The organism is Parapedobacter sp. GCM10030251, assembly GCF_042666505.1.
Taxonomy (GTDB): domain Bacteria; phylum Bacteroidota; class Bacteroidia; order Sphingobacteriales; family Sphingobacteriaceae; genus Parapedobacter.
Genome location: NZ_JBHTDN010000003.1, coordinates 661908 through 677788, shown reverse-complemented (window position 1 = coordinate 677788; position 15881 = coordinate 661908). Strand labels below are relative to the sequence as shown.

Annotated in this window: 13 protein-coding genes; 12 read left to right on the top strand and 1 reads right to left on the bottom strand. The window is 48.9% G+C overall.

The genetic code is table 11. The features are described 5' to 3' along the window. The first annotated feature begins 95 nt into the window (after positions 1–95). From ACFQRK_RS11990 to ACFQRK_RS11980, 3 genes are read left to right on the top strand one after another with little or no spacing between them, the layout of a single operon-like run. The gene (locus ACFQRK_RS11990; RefSeq protein ID WP_379006898.1) at positions 96–1658 is read left to right on the top strand and encodes an RNA-binding domain-containing protein; all 1563 of its coding nucleotides are present in this window, start codon (positions 96–98) and stop codon (positions 1656–1658) included. Continuing rightward, positions 1655–2734, top strand: coding sequence for a serine hydrolase domain-containing protein (locus ACFQRK_RS11985; protein WP_379006896.1), 1080 nt, complete (start codon positions 1655–1657; stop codon positions 2732–2734). The genes ACFQRK_RS11990 and ACFQRK_RS11985 overlap by 4 nt, the downstream gene beginning before the upstream one ends. A 33-nt stretch (positions 2735–2767) precedes the next feature. Next, positions 2768–3679, top strand: a complete 912-nt coding sequence (locus tag ACFQRK_RS11980; protein WP_379006894.1) for an alpha/beta fold hydrolase — start codon at positions 2768–2770, stop codon at positions 3677–3679. A 147-nt stretch (positions 3680–3826) separates the two neighbouring features. Here ACFQRK_RS11980 and ACFQRK_RS11975 read toward each other — a convergent pair whose 3' ends face one another. After that, positions 3827–5101 carry a hypothetical protein gene (locus tag ACFQRK_RS11975; protein WP_379006892.1) on the bottom strand — a complete coding sequence of 425 codons (1275 nt, stop codon included), beginning with the start codon at positions 5099–5101 and terminating at the stop codon, positions 3827–3829. 517 nt (positions 5102–5618) lie between these two features. Here ACFQRK_RS11975 and ACFQRK_RS11970 point away from each other — a divergent pair. The 9 genes from ACFQRK_RS11970 to ACFQRK_RS11930 all read left to right on the top strand — a co-directional run bounded on the left by ACFQRK_RS11970 (position 5619) and on the right by ACFQRK_RS11930 (position 15870). Then, positions 5619–5870 (top strand): hypothetical protein, encoded by a 252-nt coding sequence (locus tag ACFQRK_RS11970; protein ID WP_379006889.1) that lies wholly within the window; start codon positions 5619–5621, stop codon positions 5868–5870. A 315-nt stretch (positions 5871–6185) separates the two neighbouring features. Beyond that, a complete protein-coding gene (locus ACFQRK_RS11965; protein ID WP_379006887.1) occupies positions 6186–6767 on the top strand; it encodes an RNA polymerase sigma factor in 582 nt (193 codons plus the stop codon). Between the two features lie 70 nt (positions 6768–6837). Further along, positions 6838–7686 carry a phosphodiester glycosidase family protein gene (locus tag ACFQRK_RS11960; RefSeq protein WP_379006886.1) on the top strand — a complete coding sequence of 283 codons (849 nt, stop codon included), beginning with the start codon at positions 6838–6840 and terminating at the stop codon, positions 7684–7686. Positions 7687–7708: 22 nt separating this feature from the next. Next, entirely contained in the window at positions 7709–8860 is a 1152-nt protein-coding gene (locus ACFQRK_RS11955; RefSeq protein WP_379006884.1) for a FecR family protein, read from the top strand. Between the two features lie 250 nt (positions 8861–9110). After that, entirely contained in the window at positions 9111–12410 is a 3300-nt protein-coding gene (locus ACFQRK_RS11950) for a SusC/RagA family TonB-linked outer membrane protein (RefSeq protein ID WP_379006882.1), read from the top strand. Between the two features lie 18 nt (positions 12411–12428). Next, a complete protein-coding gene (locus ACFQRK_RS11945) occupies positions 12429–13709 on the top strand; it encodes a RagB/SusD family nutrient uptake outer membrane protein (RefSeq protein ID WP_379006879.1) in 1281 nt (426 codons plus the stop codon). A gap of 20 nt (positions 13710–13729) precedes the next feature. Next, positions 13730–14635: a phosphodiester glycosidase family protein gene (locus ACFQRK_RS11940; protein WP_379006876.1), complete on the top strand. Its 906-nt coding sequence runs from the start codon at positions 13730–13732 to the stop codon at positions 14633–14635. 129 nt (positions 14636–14764) lie between these two features. Further along, complete coding sequence (locus ACFQRK_RS11935) at positions 14765–15343, top strand: YdeI family protein (protein WP_379006874.1); 579 nt, start codon at positions 14765–14767, stop codon at positions 15341–15343. 44 nt (positions 15344–15387) lie between these two features. Further along, positions 15388–15870, top strand: a complete 483-nt coding sequence (locus ACFQRK_RS11930; RefSeq protein ID WP_379006873.1) for a hypothetical protein — start codon at positions 15388–15390, stop codon at positions 15868–15870. The last annotated feature ends 11 nt before the right edge of the window (positions 15871–15881 follow it).

The following is a 15881-nucleotide window of genomic DNA, read 5'->3' as shown; positions in this document are numbered from 1 at the left end:
ACTACTTACGTATTCATTTCAATTAAAATTGATAAATTTGGGCCGTCGACATTCAATAAACACCTAAGAGAAAACCTTAAATTAATCAGTTGCGCATGCCCTTGCACATTAACATACAAGACCTTATAGCTGGGAGAACAGTCGAAAGCGATCGGATCGAATACAAAAAAGGCTGGAATCCTGGCTCCATCTACCGGAGTATTTGTGCATTTGCCAATGACATTGAGGACATTGGCGGTGGCTATATCATTGTAGGCGTCGAAGAAAAAAACGGAAAGCCTGTATTGCCACCTATCGGGGTAGACGATGAGCAGATCGACCGAATCCAAAGGGAAATGGTTGGATATAATAACTTAATCAATCCGGTCTACTTCCCCAAGGTTGAAATTGAAGAGGTCGATGGCAAAAAAATCGTTGTAATTTGGGCGTTAAGTGGTACAAACCGGCCATATGAAGTACCCGAGGAGATAAAAGCGAAGGACAAACGGCACCAGTATTATATTCGCGTGATGTCCAGCACCGTGAAGGCCAATAAGCAACAACGCGAGGACTTGATAGCGCTAGCCAATAAGGTGCCTTTTGATGATCGACCAAACACATCTGTCAGTGCTGACGATATCTCGTTTACGTTGATCAAAGAACATTTGCGGCAAACCAAAAGTCGCTTGCTGGAATGGGTAGACGACCGCTCCAAAACAGATATCCTTTCACAGATGGAGTTGCTTTCCGGACCGCCGGAACGGTCACACCCCCGAAATGTCGCGTTGATGATGTTTACCGATAACCCGGAAAAGTATTTTCCGTACAGCCGGGTAGAAGTGGTACATTTCCCAAATGGTGCTGACGACCCGACGTTTACTGAAGCCCCTGCCATTACTGGACCGGTACCGCAGATAATCCGCCAAACACTGCTTTATTTAAAGACTGCTGTTCTTCAGGAAAAGATCAGGAAAATACCCGGCCAACCGGAAGCCGTTCGAATATGGAATTATCCTTACACAGCTTTGGAAGAGATTGTGGCAAATTGCCTGTACCATCGGGATTATCAAACGAGGGAACCGGTCGAAATCCGTGTGTATCCTAACTTTATTGTATTTCTTAACTACGGCGGCCCTAGCCGGAACTTTGATCCTAACAAAGTGCAGACTGGTCCACTCTTTTCGCGTCGTTACCGCAACAGGCGGCTTGGCGACTTTCTGAAAGAACTGGATTTGACAGAGGGCAAAGCAACGGGCATCCCTATTATTAAAAGGGCGCTTATAAACAATGGATCGCCCGAAGCTAAATTTGAGACAGATGAAGACCGGTCTTATTTTCAGGTAATACTGAAAATACATCCTGACTTTTTAAACGATAAAGTTGAGGGAGCAATTGAGGGAGCAATTGAGGGAGCAATTGAGGGAGCAATTGAGGGAGTTACAAAACGAGTTAAAGAAAAACTGACTGCCGTGTTATCAATTATCGCTGCGAACGAAGGAAAACGGACTCCAGAATATGCACAAATTACCGGCATAAATGCGAAAAGCCTAGAACGGTATATCACCACACTACGAAACGCGGAATTGATTTTCTTCAGTCAGAAAGCAACTCAAATAGGTGGATATTATTTGACCGATGAGTTACGCTCAAAACTCAGTAATGCAAATAATCAAGAATGAAAGCAAGGCACAACCGCTGGAAAGCTCACGTTAATAAACCGCTAAAAGCACTGGCGTTTATGTTGCTATTTACAATTAAGGCCTTGGGTCAGGTTTCCAATTATGACGACAAGCCAATCAGTATGGCAAAATTAGAGCAAACCATAACGCATGCGATGGACTCATTGGGTGTTCCCGGAATGTCCGTCGCGATCATCAATAAAGGAAAGGTTGTTTATTGCAAAGGATTCGGTTTTGCGGATACAAGCAAAGAGAAAAAAGTAACTGCCACCACATTTTTTGAAGCCGCTTCCCTATCAAAACCGGTATTCAGCTACTATGTGCTGACACTGGCTAAAGAAGGAAAAATTGATTTGACCAAGCCGCTCTACAAATACCTGCTGGAACCCGATATTGTAGACGACCGCTATAAGAAGATAACCGCCGAGATGGTGCTGAGCCATACGACCGGTTTACCAAACTGGCGCGAAACACCAAAAATGGAGTTGGCTTTCGACCCAGGGCAAGGTTTCGCCTATTCGGGAGAAGCTTATATGTACCTGGCAAAAGTTGTGGCTAACCTGAAAAACACAACCCTTTGGCGGCTTGATGAAAACTTTCAACAGGAAATAGCCCATCCCCTTAAACTGAAAGATTTCCATTTTGTGATTACCCCAAAAGTCGGCGCTAAACTGGCAGTCGCTTACCAAGACGGTGAACCGGTGGAAGATACACGCGATCGATCAATGTTTGATCCTGCAGGTGGTCTGTATGCTAACGCACCTAACTTTGCAAAGTTTCTGATCGCCTTGATGAACCAAAAGGAGTCCTACAGCGAGATGTTTAAACCGTTCATTCAACTACCGGCAGACGATCCGCTCAGCAGCCTCTTCGGAATTAGTGCTTGGACGCTTGGATTGGCCGAAATTAAAATCGGACAATCAACCAATTTCTGGCACGGGGGGAACAACCTGGGATATACGTCGTCTTTCATGATCGATCCGACTAAGCAGTTTGGTTATGTATTCTTCACCAATGCTGATCAATGCAACGGAATGAAAAAAGTGTTTGAAACCATATTGTGGAATAGGGATTGAAAGACCAAGTTTAGATTATTAAGAAACACGTTTATGAACCGTATACAGTCTTCAATTGTTTTATTGCTCATCTGCGTTGGAATGGGTGCTCAAGGCCAATCAAGAATAAATGATTACCTGACGACCGATGATGGCACAAAGTTATTTGTTAAAAAATCCGGCAACGGGCCAATCTGTATTTTTATTCACGGAGGCCCGGGAGCCTGGAGTAAGTCTTTTGAAAGGTTGAAGGGGGAAAATTTGGAGACGAATCTGTCGATGGTATATTACGATCAACGAGGGTGCGGCCGTTCACAGAAATCTGCAAGTGGAGATTATTCCCTGGAAAGAATGGTTAAGGATATTGATTTAATTCGCAAGCACTATGGCGCGGCAAAAGTGTATTTGATGGCCCATTCGTTTGGAGGTATTCTAGCTTTAAATTATGCGCTGAGTCATCCTGACTGTGTTGAGAGGTTGATCCTAGCAAATTCAACGCTCAGCATGCGTAATTCTTTAGAAGGTCAGATTAACTATATAAATAGTCTTTTAAAAACGGACTTTGCTGTGCCTGCCAGTACATCCGCTTCATTAATGTCAACATTTCTTAAAGCGAAGAAAGCGCTAGCTCAAAGGGAGTTCGGCTATAAAATGCTTTCAGATAGTAAAATGAATGTTGACAAGGTTGACGAAATTGACAGCCAGAATCCCAGTGATTATGATTTTTCCAAACACGTCTTCTCGATAGATGATTACTGGCAAGATTATACACCGATGACCAAACAGGTTAAGTTACCGGTTTTGATAATCACCGGCGAGAAGGATCATTCCATTGGAGAAAATCATTATTTATTGTTTCATTTTATAAACGGGAATGTCCGGAAAATTAACGGCGGACACATACTGTATTATGAAAAGAACGAGGAATTTATCCATTCTGTTTTTGATTTTATAAGCGGAATTTAAACCGGTACCTTTGCATTAACAGCACACGCCACGCTACACATAACAACAGCGTCCCAGGGCGTGTCTTTTGCTTTTTAGTTTGCATACCATCATCAGGTCTTGGTTTGAATCGCGAACGCTACCAATGCTTCTACGTATCGCAATCACCTATGGGTATTCTTGTATCCAACGAAATCGAGTGCCTATCAAAGGAAACGATTCCAAGTCGCGCCGCCGAAGCTTAATTTCGACAGAATCCAGCCCCATAGTTCCGTGTAGTCGCAACAAATCTGATGCCTTTTCAAACTGCAAAATTGACTGCTTTGTGGAGGGCCAGGCAGTGACTGTCAGTGAGCGCGCTAAGGTGTCCCATACTACAGGATAATAAGCAATGGAGTCGTTCATCAGTTTAACATGGACGTGATCCGGAAAATCCGTTATGAGCTGGCGCCAACGAATGCTATCCGTTGTGAGCGGTGCGAGGGTATCACCGTTAACTATGAATTGGGTCACATCGTAAATTCCATATAAGGGCGACCGTTCCCGCCCATCGCCGGAGGTCTTCGTACGCTGGAAACAACCCGCCACATTTCCAATAACCACGGTTGTAATAAATAGTATTTTGACTACTATGGCAGTGTTTCGCAACCACCGCGTTTTCAAAAATTGCCGTCGCTTTATGGCCTCGGTCGGCTTATTCAAAACGAGCATGCGTGTTAACCGCTCTACATCGGGGAGCACTAAAAAGATGGTCATGAAAAATAGAACGGATGAATACAGCTTAACAGGTACGTGAAATGTAAGATTCATCACCACCACATTAAGCATTACTACCCCACCAATCAGTGCACCAAGTGTCATTGTTCTCCGAAAAAACAACAATATACCGGCAATGACCTCCGCCATGCCAACAAACGCACTGAATACCGGTGAGAAACCCACATAAGACCAAGCAAGTCCCATCGGCGTTTTGTTTCCAAAAGGTTCCACCAGCTCAAATAATGTGGGCGATGGCATCTGCAGATGAAATACCTTGATCATGCCGTAAAACATGAATACCGAGCCGAGGTAATATCTCACCCATACTTGTACCCAATAATAACCGACAGGATAGGACAACCGACGTCGATCTAAGAAACTCCAAACGGCTGTAGTGAACAATGCCAGCACGGTGACAATCAACAAAAATACGTAATCATACATTTTGTCACCACCATCATTAAAGTGTGTGATTGGCTGCGGCAGATTTAAAACGTGGTTGCCTACCCACACGGCAATCGCATGCCAGGCTTTCGAATATCCTTGTGCCAAGACATGAACACCGGGCACCTTGTCAAACGGAAATGGTAAAATATATAAGGACAGAAATATAGCAGCAAATCGGAAAGCAATACGGTGAAAGAGCGACCAATGGTCTGCTTGGTTTACGGGTGATTGGGTCATATACGTCGTCGGACTAAAGTAGACAAATGATTATAAATGGTTTCCACGATAAAAATAAGATTCTTTGAGTTAATTCCTAAACACTTTCCTGTCGAGACAGGAATCACCTCCAATGAGCTGGAGCCATCGATCTTCGGTTAAATTTGCTAGTCGTAAACCTTAGGCGGAGGTGAAATAGTGGGACGCCGGGTGTTAACATATCGCATAAACAACGGCATTAACTAACAAGAAATCCTCAGCAATTCAAATGGAAGGCAAACTTGGCCTTCATCTGGCCGAAAACCAAGTTATTAAGTAGCTTCACTTTTACGCGGTTGTACAATGAGCAAACGTATCGACCATTGCCTGGTAACCACTGGTGTTGCCGATTGCAACACTACCTTTTGTGGTACGATAAGACCTAAAAACTGGGGCTTATCGCCCTTCATTTGGGTAAACGGACATAATTTGAGAGCGGTGAGCTGGAGAAAAGATAAGGTTTTTTTGTATCTTTGGCTAGGAAGCTAGATTTAGAGCTATGGGAAAAATCGTTAATAAAAGATCGCCATCAAAGGAAAGGTTTGCCATGCGCAAAGCAGCAAAAACGGCTTCGTTACGAGCCGGCAGAATTTCTAAAGCGCTGGACCTACCTGTTCAGGTTATTATAAAAGGGGACTTGATTGAGAAAAACTCTGATGGCTCGATAAAAACAATAAAAAAAATAGAAAGATTACCAAGCAACATCAAGCTTAAAAAAGGATCTAAACTATGGCTAAAGCCAAAAGGCTAAGAGTGTTGCTTATCTGTTTGATAATTCCGGAGAAACAATGCTATTAATTGCGGAAATAACAAATAGTCAATTAACCACCTTAGTCGAACAAAACCAACTTCCCAACTGGTTTATTGAATACGTCATCAACAAACTCTCATAGCTATCGGCCGCTAATCTCCGCCTTTTTTGGAGATGCTAATCGAATAAGCTAAAGTTATAAGCTCATCTTCAATTTGAGATTATTCACCGATATAATTAAACTTTTAGTAATATTGTCCTAACAGTTAGTAGGGAGACATTTGGTAGTTTTGCTCCGCATAATTTTACCCGTTCATGGCGGCGATCTCTTACAAGTCATGCAGTGATAGCGAATTGATAGGACTCATCTTAGAGGATGATCATGGTGCTTATCTGGAAGTTTACGAGCGCTATTCGCCGCGGCTTTATTTCCATGCTTGCAAAAGGGTGGCCGACCGCGATGATGTGAAAGACCTGCTGCAAGACGTGTTTTCTGCACTTTGGCACAACCGGCATGCATTATCGCCCGAGAGCTCATTGGGTGGATACTTATATGCAACCCTTCGATACCGGGCCATCAAACTGATCGTGCAAAAAAAAGCGACAACGGGTTATTTCGAGGCGCTTTCAACAGACATTCCGGATCCTGTGCATGCCGATGACCGCGTCCGGGAGAACCAGCTTGGTCAATTGATCGAAGAGGAAATCGTACAACTACCGCCGAAGATGCAAGAAGTGTTCCGGATGAGCCGCCAGCAGTACCTGTCGCACAAAGAGATTGCAGATGAGCTCGGATTGTCGGAAATGACCGTCAAAAAGCACGTAAACAACGCCTTGAAAGTACTGCGCCAGAAGCTGGGCACCCTGCTGTCACTCGCTTATTTCCTTTTTTTCTGATTTTTTTCACTTTCGTTTACGCCCTGCGGGGCGGTTTAGGTACTATGCTAATAGACAAACAAAAACGTACGTGGAAAAATACTTATACAAAACGGCCCTCTTTTTGGGCGCGTTCCTTTTCTTTCAGACGGCTGCATGGGGTCAATCCCTTGATTCCGTTGCGGTAGTTCAAAAAGAATGGACGGTTACACCCATCAAGAAAGGCATCGTATGGAAGCAGGGCCATTTTGATAACCTCTTCGAAAGCCAGCAGGAAATCAACTTTGTAGAAATTGACCTCCGGAAACACCGGAAACGGATCTTGATGGCCGCTGATTCCGTGCAGCTCAAGACGGCCGCTCAGTTTGCAGGGGAAAACGATGCGCTGGTTGCTATAAACGGGGGATTCTTTGACATGGAAAATGGCGGCGCATGGGATTACATCAAAGTGGCAAACAGGGTGGTTAACCGCACAAAAAAAGCAACGGACCGGGCAAACGCTGTCCTGCTGATAAGCCGTAAGGGGATGGAAATCCACCCGGCAGCTGCCATCGATTATGAGAACCACAAGGCGCCCAACGTGCTCCTTTCCGGTCCGCTCCTGATCCATCAGCAGCGCGAGGCGGAGCTGGGTGCGAACGCATTTAACGCCAACCGCCATCCACGGAGCGCCATAGCGGTGACTTCTGACAAGAAATTGCTCTTGATAGTGGTAGACGGCCGGAACCGAATGGCCGAAGGGATGAACCTGCATGAGTTAGGCTGGGTACTGCGTTGGCTGGGGGCGAAAGATGCGATGAATCTGGACGGTGGAGGCAGCAGCACGCTCTATGTGAAAGGCGCGACTGAAAACAACGTGGTAAACTACCCTTCCGATAATAAGCGGTTTGACCACGAGGGATTGCGCGAGGTAGCAAACATCATTTACCTGAAGGATTAACCGCACGCAAACCGGAATACGCATGGATGCACACAAGAAGATGGAGCAGCTCTTACACAAGTACCTTTCAGGTACCTGCACACCTGATGAGCGTCTTCAGGTGGAACAGTGGTACCGCCAACTGGATCTACCGGGGGAGCTGCCTTCCATGGAACAAATGGAAAACGACCTTGCCGAAGTTCGGGAGCGGTTACCCCGCAAGCGGGTGCAACGCCTCGTTCCGTGGTATCGCTACGTCGCTGCAGCTGCCGTCGCAGCGGTGATGGCGATAGGGGTTTATGTTTACGTTTTCCAATCGGAACCGTCGGGCACCGAATCCGAGGTGGCGGCCACGTCTTTACCAGACGACCTAGCTCCCGGGGGAAACCGGGCGATCCTGCAACTGGCCGATGGGACGGAAATTGTACTGGACGAACGGCCCGACGGCACCGTTGCTCAAGAGGGCAAGCATGCCATCTATAAACATGCAGACGGTGAATTGGTGTACCAGCCGAAACCTTCCGGAGTGGATCGCGACGCGCCGGTTTTTAACCGCTTGCAGACGCCGCGTGGCGGACAGTATCACCTGGTGCTGCCCGACGGTACGCACGTATGGCTGAATGCAGCATCGACACTTACCTATGCCATCAGCGGTGCGACGGAGGAACGACTGGTGCAGCTGGAAGGGGAAGCGTATTTTGAGGTCGCCCGCGATCCCGCCCGCCCCTTCCGGGTGGCCTCGCGCGGACAGGTGGTGGAAGTATTGGGCACCCATTTTAACGTGAACAGCTACCCCGATGAACCGATGGTACGGACTACGCTGGTGGAAGGGGCGGTGAAGGTGAGCGCCGGAACGGACCAAGGTCCGGTGGTGCTGGCACCAGGCGAACAGGCGCTGGGCGCAGCAGGCAACCCACTGAAAGTAAAGAAAGTGGACGTAGCGCAGGCTATGGCCTGGAAAAACGGCAAATTCAACTTTAACCATTCGGATGTGGCGACCGTCATGCGGGAGCTCTCCCGGTGGTATGATGTAGACATCACCTTCGAGGGAGAAAAGCCCAATATAACATTGTCAGGCGAAGTATACCGCAACACCAACGCCTCAAATGTGCTGGATATCCTGGCTTTCTACGACCTGGATTGCCGTATCGTGAACCAGCAGGGCATCAAACAGATTATCGTTCGAAAGAAATAACCCAATAATGTATAACCCAAAATGTGAAATAATGAACTAACAAACAGACACAACCACAGCGTCTCAAAATAAAAACGCCTTCTGATGCCGGTCAGAAGACGTATACGTTTGAGCCGAAGATTCGAGTAACTGGTATTAATCAAAAATTACTAACCCAAACATTACAAAAGTAATGAAATTAGCATGTCATGCATCGACCAAATCATCAAAATGGTCGCCTCCACAAAAATTTGCAAAACTCAGCTTTATTATGAGATTTCAATTGATCGTCGGTTTACTGCTCTCGTTGTTCGTCCAGGTAAGCGGTTCGACCTATGCGCAGCGGGTGTCACTCCAGGTGAAGAACACGACGTTGTCCGATGTGTTTGAACAGGTAGCCAAGCAAACGGGTTACGTGTTCCTCTACGACGACCGGAGTTTTACCGAAAAGAAAATCAGCCTGGCGGTACAAAACGCACCGGTGGAAGAGGTGCTGGAAGCTTGCCTGAAGGGCCTGCCCATCTCCTATAAGATCGTCGAGCGGAACATCCTTTTCAAACAGGACGGAAGCAAGCGCAGCCTGCCTGCCACCGCCCAGCAGCCCGAACAGGTGACGGGCCGCATTACCGACTCCCTCGGAAATCCATTGCAGGGCGTAACGGTGATGGTGAAAGGTACCTCTCGGGGGGCCACGACCAACGCCGCGGGAAACTTTCAGATCGATGCTTCGAGCGGCGACATCCTGGCTTTTACCCTAGTGGGGTATCAGCGTCAGGAAGTAACATTGGATGGACAAACGAACCTACAGGTTGTCCTAAAAATGGATTTTTCGGACCTGGAAGAGGTGGTTGTTATCGGCTATGGCCGGCAGAAGAAGGAAGACCTGACCGCCTCAGTGGCTTCCTTCCGGCCCACCGAAGAAAATGCGCGCCCGGTGTTAGGTCCCGACCAGCTGATCCAGGGCCGCATGGCGGGCGTTCAGGTAAGCGGCGGCTCGGGCAGCCCCGGTACGGCCAACCGGGTGTCCATCCGCGGAATCGGCTCGCTGAGCGCAACCAACGAACCGCTGTACGTCATCGATGGGATTCCGCTGGTGAACCAGAATGCGGCGCTGCTGAACTTCGGTGAAAACATGAACCCGCTAGCCTTACTGAACCCGAACGACATCGAATCGGTGGAAGTGCTTAAGGATGCTGCCTCGTCGGCGATCTACGGAAGCCGCGCCACCAATGGGGTGATATTGATCACTACCAAATCCGGTAAGGCCAACCAGACGAAATTTGGTGTCGATGCGTTCACGGGCGTGTCCGTAGTGCCGAATACCGACAAGATGGAAATGGCCGATCCGGATCTCTACCTCTCGGTGATCAACGAGGCCATCGACAATTTCAACACGCAGTATGGATACACCCCGGGGGCGTCCAACTACATGGAGCAGAGGGAAAATCCCTTCCCCGGCGAGCCGGGAACGGACTGGTTTGACCTGATTACGCGTCCGGCAAATACAACCAGCGTTTCCCTCTCCTTCACGGGCGGCACCGATAAGACGAGCGTGTACCTCTCAGGAAACTACCTCAGCCAGGAAGGTGCGTTTATCGACCAGAAGTTTACCCGCTACACGGGTAAATTGAACCTGACCCACAAGCTGTATAAGTGGCTGGAATTCGGTGCGAATACCACCTACAGCTATTCAAACAACAAGCGCGTGCCTGGGTCGAACCTTGGAACCACCATGATGGGACGCTCGCTCCTGCAACGGCCGTTTGACCGTCCGTTCAAACCCAATGGCGACTATTACCTCGGAGGTACGGACGAGCTAATCTACCACAACCCCTTCCAGATTATCAATGAACAGGATATCTCGCTGGATAACTACCGCTTTTTAGGATCGTTCTTCGGACGCGCAACGATTACCGAGGGGCTGGTGTTCAAAACCATGGTGGGTACCGACCTGACCTACACGCTGGATAATATTTACTATGCCGAAAACCACCCCTACGGTACGGGCATCGGTGTGAAGTATGACAACCGCCGGTTTACGCCGAATGTGCTGTGGGAAAATACGCTGAACTACAACAAATCGTTTGATAAGCTGAACGTAGACGGACTGTTGGGCTACTCGTACCAGAAAATCAACCTTTCTACGTCTAACATCGAGGGCAGCGGGTTCCCCTCTCCTTCGTTTCAGCAGCTCTCGGTGGCCGCCTCCATCCTTGGGGCGGGAACGACCGTTACGGAAAGCGCCTTGATGTCGATCTTCGGACGCGCGAACCTAGCCTGGGACAATAAATACCTGCTGAGCCTGTCGCTGCGGGCCGACGGCTCGTCGAAGTTTCATCCTGACAACCGGTGGGGGTCGTTCCCTTCGGTTTCTGCCGGCTGGAACATCTCCAATGAGCCGTTCTGGCAGCTGAGCGGTACCACTGCGAAAGTCCGCGCGAGCTACGGCGAAACGGGAAACCAGGATGGCATCAGCAGCTATGCGTACCACGCGCAGATGAGCGGCGGGCTCAACTACGACAACAAAAGCGGCATCGGCGTGAGCACCAATGGCAACCGCGACCTGACGTGGGAAACGGCACGGCAGTACGGTGCGGGCCTGGACCTTGGTTTCCTGAACGGCAAGCTGAACGTTACCGCCGATTATTTCATTAAGAAAACGGACAATTTGCTGTACAGCAAGCCCGAGCCGGCGACGTCCGGCTTTACGTCAATCATCAGCAACATCGGATCGATGGAGAATAAGGGCTGGGAGTTCTTGGTGAATGCAAACGTGCCGTTGGGACCGGTACAGTGGTCGTCCGATTTTAACATTTCCTTTATCAAAAACAGACTTACCTCGCTCATCGGCGATGAAGCCCTGTTGATTGGGGCCAATATGACCCTTCAGGTGGGTCAAGAAGTGGGCAGCTTCTATATGTATAAGCAAACGGGCATCTACCAGTCGGACGAGGAAGTCCCCGAATCGCTCTATAAAAACGGCGTACGTGCAGGGGATGTCATCTACGAAGACTTGGACGGCAACGGTGCGATCAACGTGTCGGACCGCCAGATTGTCGGTACGGCCAACCCGGATTTCTTCGGCGGCTGGAACAACAGTTTTTCCTTTAAGAACTTTGACGTTGCCGTCTTCTTCACCTATTCGTATGGCAACGAAATTTATGCGAGCTACCGCACCAATACCGACCGGCTAGGAAGTGGTTTTATGAACATGACCCAACGGGTGGCCAATGAACGGTGGACCGGGCCCGGGACCAGCAACACCACGCCGCGGGCTATTTATGGAAACGCCTGGAATACGCAAAACTCTTCCCGGTTCTTAGAGGATGGATCGTATATACGGCTGCGCTCGTTGAATGTGGGGTACACACTGCCGACGGAAGTGGCTGCGAGACTGGGCATGAACCGGCTGCGGGTTTACCTGCAGGGCGATAACCTCCACCTGTGGACGAACTACCGGGGGTACGACCCCGAGGTGACCAACAATTTCGACCCGCAGTTTATCGGTCAGGACAATTTGATTCTGCCGCAACTGCGGAGCTTCAACGTAGGGGTAAATATTGGTTTTTAACAAAAAGCTAAAGAGACAATGTACAAGAAAATAACAATAACCAACGTCTTGGCAGTGCTGATGTTGGGATTCCTATCTTCCTGCACGGACCTGGATTTTTATCCGCATACATCCGTTGCTCCGGAATCCGTAAGTGAACGCGATATGGACGCTTTGCTGCACGGTATGTACAACGCCGTTCAGAACAACCAGGGACGGGAGTCCTACATTATGTTCGATCTGGTGGGCGGAAACCTGATCGGGGCTTCCGGCGGCAGCGAACTGGCGTTCATCCGCAACATCATGCGGACCGACTTCGGCCTGGTGAACAACAACTGGAGTGGTTTATACCAGTCGCTGTACCAGGTGAACAACGTACTGAGCATCATGGCCGATCAACCAGCGTCTGAGAAGCGTGAGCGCATGGAAGGTGTAGCCCACTTTTTTAGGGCTTATATCTACTATAATCTGGTGACGCGCTGGGGCGACGTTCCGCTTATCCTGGAAAACACCACCGAACGGGTATCACGCGATCCCGCCGCCCACGTGTGGCAGCAGATCGAAGCCGACCTCGCCGTTGCGCTTGAGAAGGCCCCGACCTATGAAGGGGACTATTACTACGTGTCGCGGCAGGCGGCCCAGGCGCTTTTGGCGCGTGTCCTGATCGGCCAGAACAAGATGGAAGCGGCCGCACAGGCGGCCGAGGCGGTCATTGCGCTGCCGACGTTTTCGCTGGACCGATTTGATAAAATCTTCCGCCGCCAGCAGAACCGGGAAGAGATCTTCAGCTTCAAAAACCTGACGGAAGAATCCACAATTACCCTCAGTACGCTTTTTTATACCTATGCGCATGACGTAAGCGGCTCATATGTGTACAAGCCGACCGATGCGGTGATGACGCTGTTCGATGAAGGGGACAACCGGAGAGACATCAGCATAGCCACCGTAAGCGCCCTCAATGTCATCAATAAATACCCGAGCGGGCAAACCGGAACGGACCCCTTCCCGGTCATCCGCCTGGCGGAAATGTATTTAATAGCTGCCGAGGCGAAAGGACTGGAAGGTCTCCCTTGGTTGAATCAGCTTCGGGAAGCGCGGAACCTTCCGGCGATCCATCCCACTACCGAGACGGCCTACCAAGAGGCGGTGGCCCTCGAACGCCGGCGGGAGTTGCTTGCCGAAGGATTCCGCTGGTATGACCTGGTGCGGACGGGCAAGGCGGTGGAGGAGCTCGAAATCGAGCCTTACCGGACCTTATTCCCCATACCGGATTACGAGCGTGAAGTAAACTCGAATCTCACTCAAAACGATGGCTATTAATTTAATTAACCGTGCTAGACATGAAAAAAAGTAATCAATGGTTTCTTATTGCTGCCCTTTCGGCAATCCTCTTTGCCGGATGTGAGAAAACCGAGCAGAAACCCATACAAATTTTAGATCATACGCGCAGCGAACTGACCGTTCGCTTGCAGGAAAACAGTGGACTGGTCCACCGCGTTTACCGCGACACGACGATTGAGCTGTCGACCGGTGTTTCGGAAACCCATGTGCATTTGATGGATGTCAACGGGCACAGCCTGCGGATTTTCATCCTGGAGGCCGACATGAACCAGCCGGCGGTTAAGCTGCACCCGCTTACACCTTTCGGCGAGGATGCGTATGCACGGCAGACCGTCCCGGAAATGGTCAGCTATGCAGAATCGGAGGGCCGGGTGCTTTTCGCAAGCAATGCCGACTTTTTCAACGGATCCACCGGCGAACCGCGGGGTATCGTCTACAAGTCGGGCGTGCCCATCCGGACGATTATACCGGCTGGCTGGACATTTTTTGGTGTTAGTAAATCAGGTGAGTTAATGATCGGCAACGATGCGGACTACGAACGGGAGAAAGCCAACATCTATCATGCACTGGGTGGCAACCAAACGCTGGTAAAAGAGGGAGAGCCCGTTATTCATACCGATAACACCATCGAACCGCGCACCGCGGTGGGGTATACCGCCGATAACCACGTGTATTTTATGGTAGTGGATGGTCGCAAATACGACTACTCCTACGGCATCAGCTTCACCGATCTGGGGCAATTGATGCATGCCCTGGGCGTGACGGAGTCCATCAACCTTGATGGGGGTGGCTCATCCACGTTCCTTGTCAACGACTCGGCGGAATCGACCTACAAAGTACGCAACCGCACTTCGGACGGGGCGCCGCGGGCGGTCGCCAACGGGTGGGCGATTATCACGGAATAACGAAACAACCAACGCATGGCCCAACGAGTGCGGAAGATTCCGGCTCGTTGGGCCTTTATTTTTAACCTTTTCCTTCCATGACACACGGTTGTCAGTAATCTGCACTATTTTTGTTGAAACGCAAAAATAATGGCACTGGAAGAACACGAAACATTGTACGCTGCCTCCAGCGCGGAGTGGCGGGAATGGCTGCACGAAAATCATACGAAAAAGCGGGGTGTTTGGCTAATTCAATATAAAAAAGATTCCGGTAAGCCCACCGTATCCTGGAGCGACGCGGTGGACGAAGCTTTATGTTTCGGCTGGATCGATAGCATCAAAAGGAAACGCGACGACGAAAGTAGCGTACAATTTTTCAGCAAACGCAAACCGACAAGCACCTGGTCGAAAATTAACAAGGAAAAGGTAGACCGGCTAATTGAAAAAGGATTGATGACGGCTGCCGGTCTTGAATGCATCGAAAAGGCGAAGGAAAACGGAACGTGGTGGCAGCTGGATGAGGTGGAAACATTAAAAGTACCCAAGGATTTAGCCGCCGCCTTCAAGCGCCATCGCGGTGCGAAAATCTATTTTAACGGGCTAAGCAGGTCTACCCGCAAAGCAATATTGCAATGGATCGTCCTTGCAAAGCGCCCCGAAACCCGCGAAAAGCGAATTGAGGAAACCGCAGCGTTGGCAAGCCAGCAAATGAAACCCAAACAATTTTAACAAGTCATCCAACGACTATTTCAGCTACATAAAGAAAAAATCTCATGAAAAAACGGAATTTCAGCTTCTCTTTATTTCTTCTCTTTATATGTTTAATATCCTTTATTGGTATAATAACAATTGCTTCCGATAAATCAAACGCGAAGACGATGGAACACTTGGAGGTAAAAAATGAAGAAACGGATTTTTTAAACCATTCAGTAAGTCAATACCCATGCAATGACTTAAAGATTGAATCTTTGGCCCTAGACAGTTTATTCGACCAGATTGTGAAGCGTTATGAGGAGGATATCGCTTTTATTCAGAAAATAAAGACGTCTCAGGAATTGTGGAATAAAACAACTGCTGCCAATATAGCAGCGATTTTCCCCAGCGGTGAGCCTTCAGAATATGGCAGTTCCCAAACCATTTGTCATTGTACTTTTTTGCTAAATGAAATAAGAGCAAGAAGACTTTTTCTAAACACGTGGATGGAAGGAGTTCCTGAGGGGGATGTTTGCCGCGGTTCAAGGGAATTAAGGAAGTAATACAGCTATAA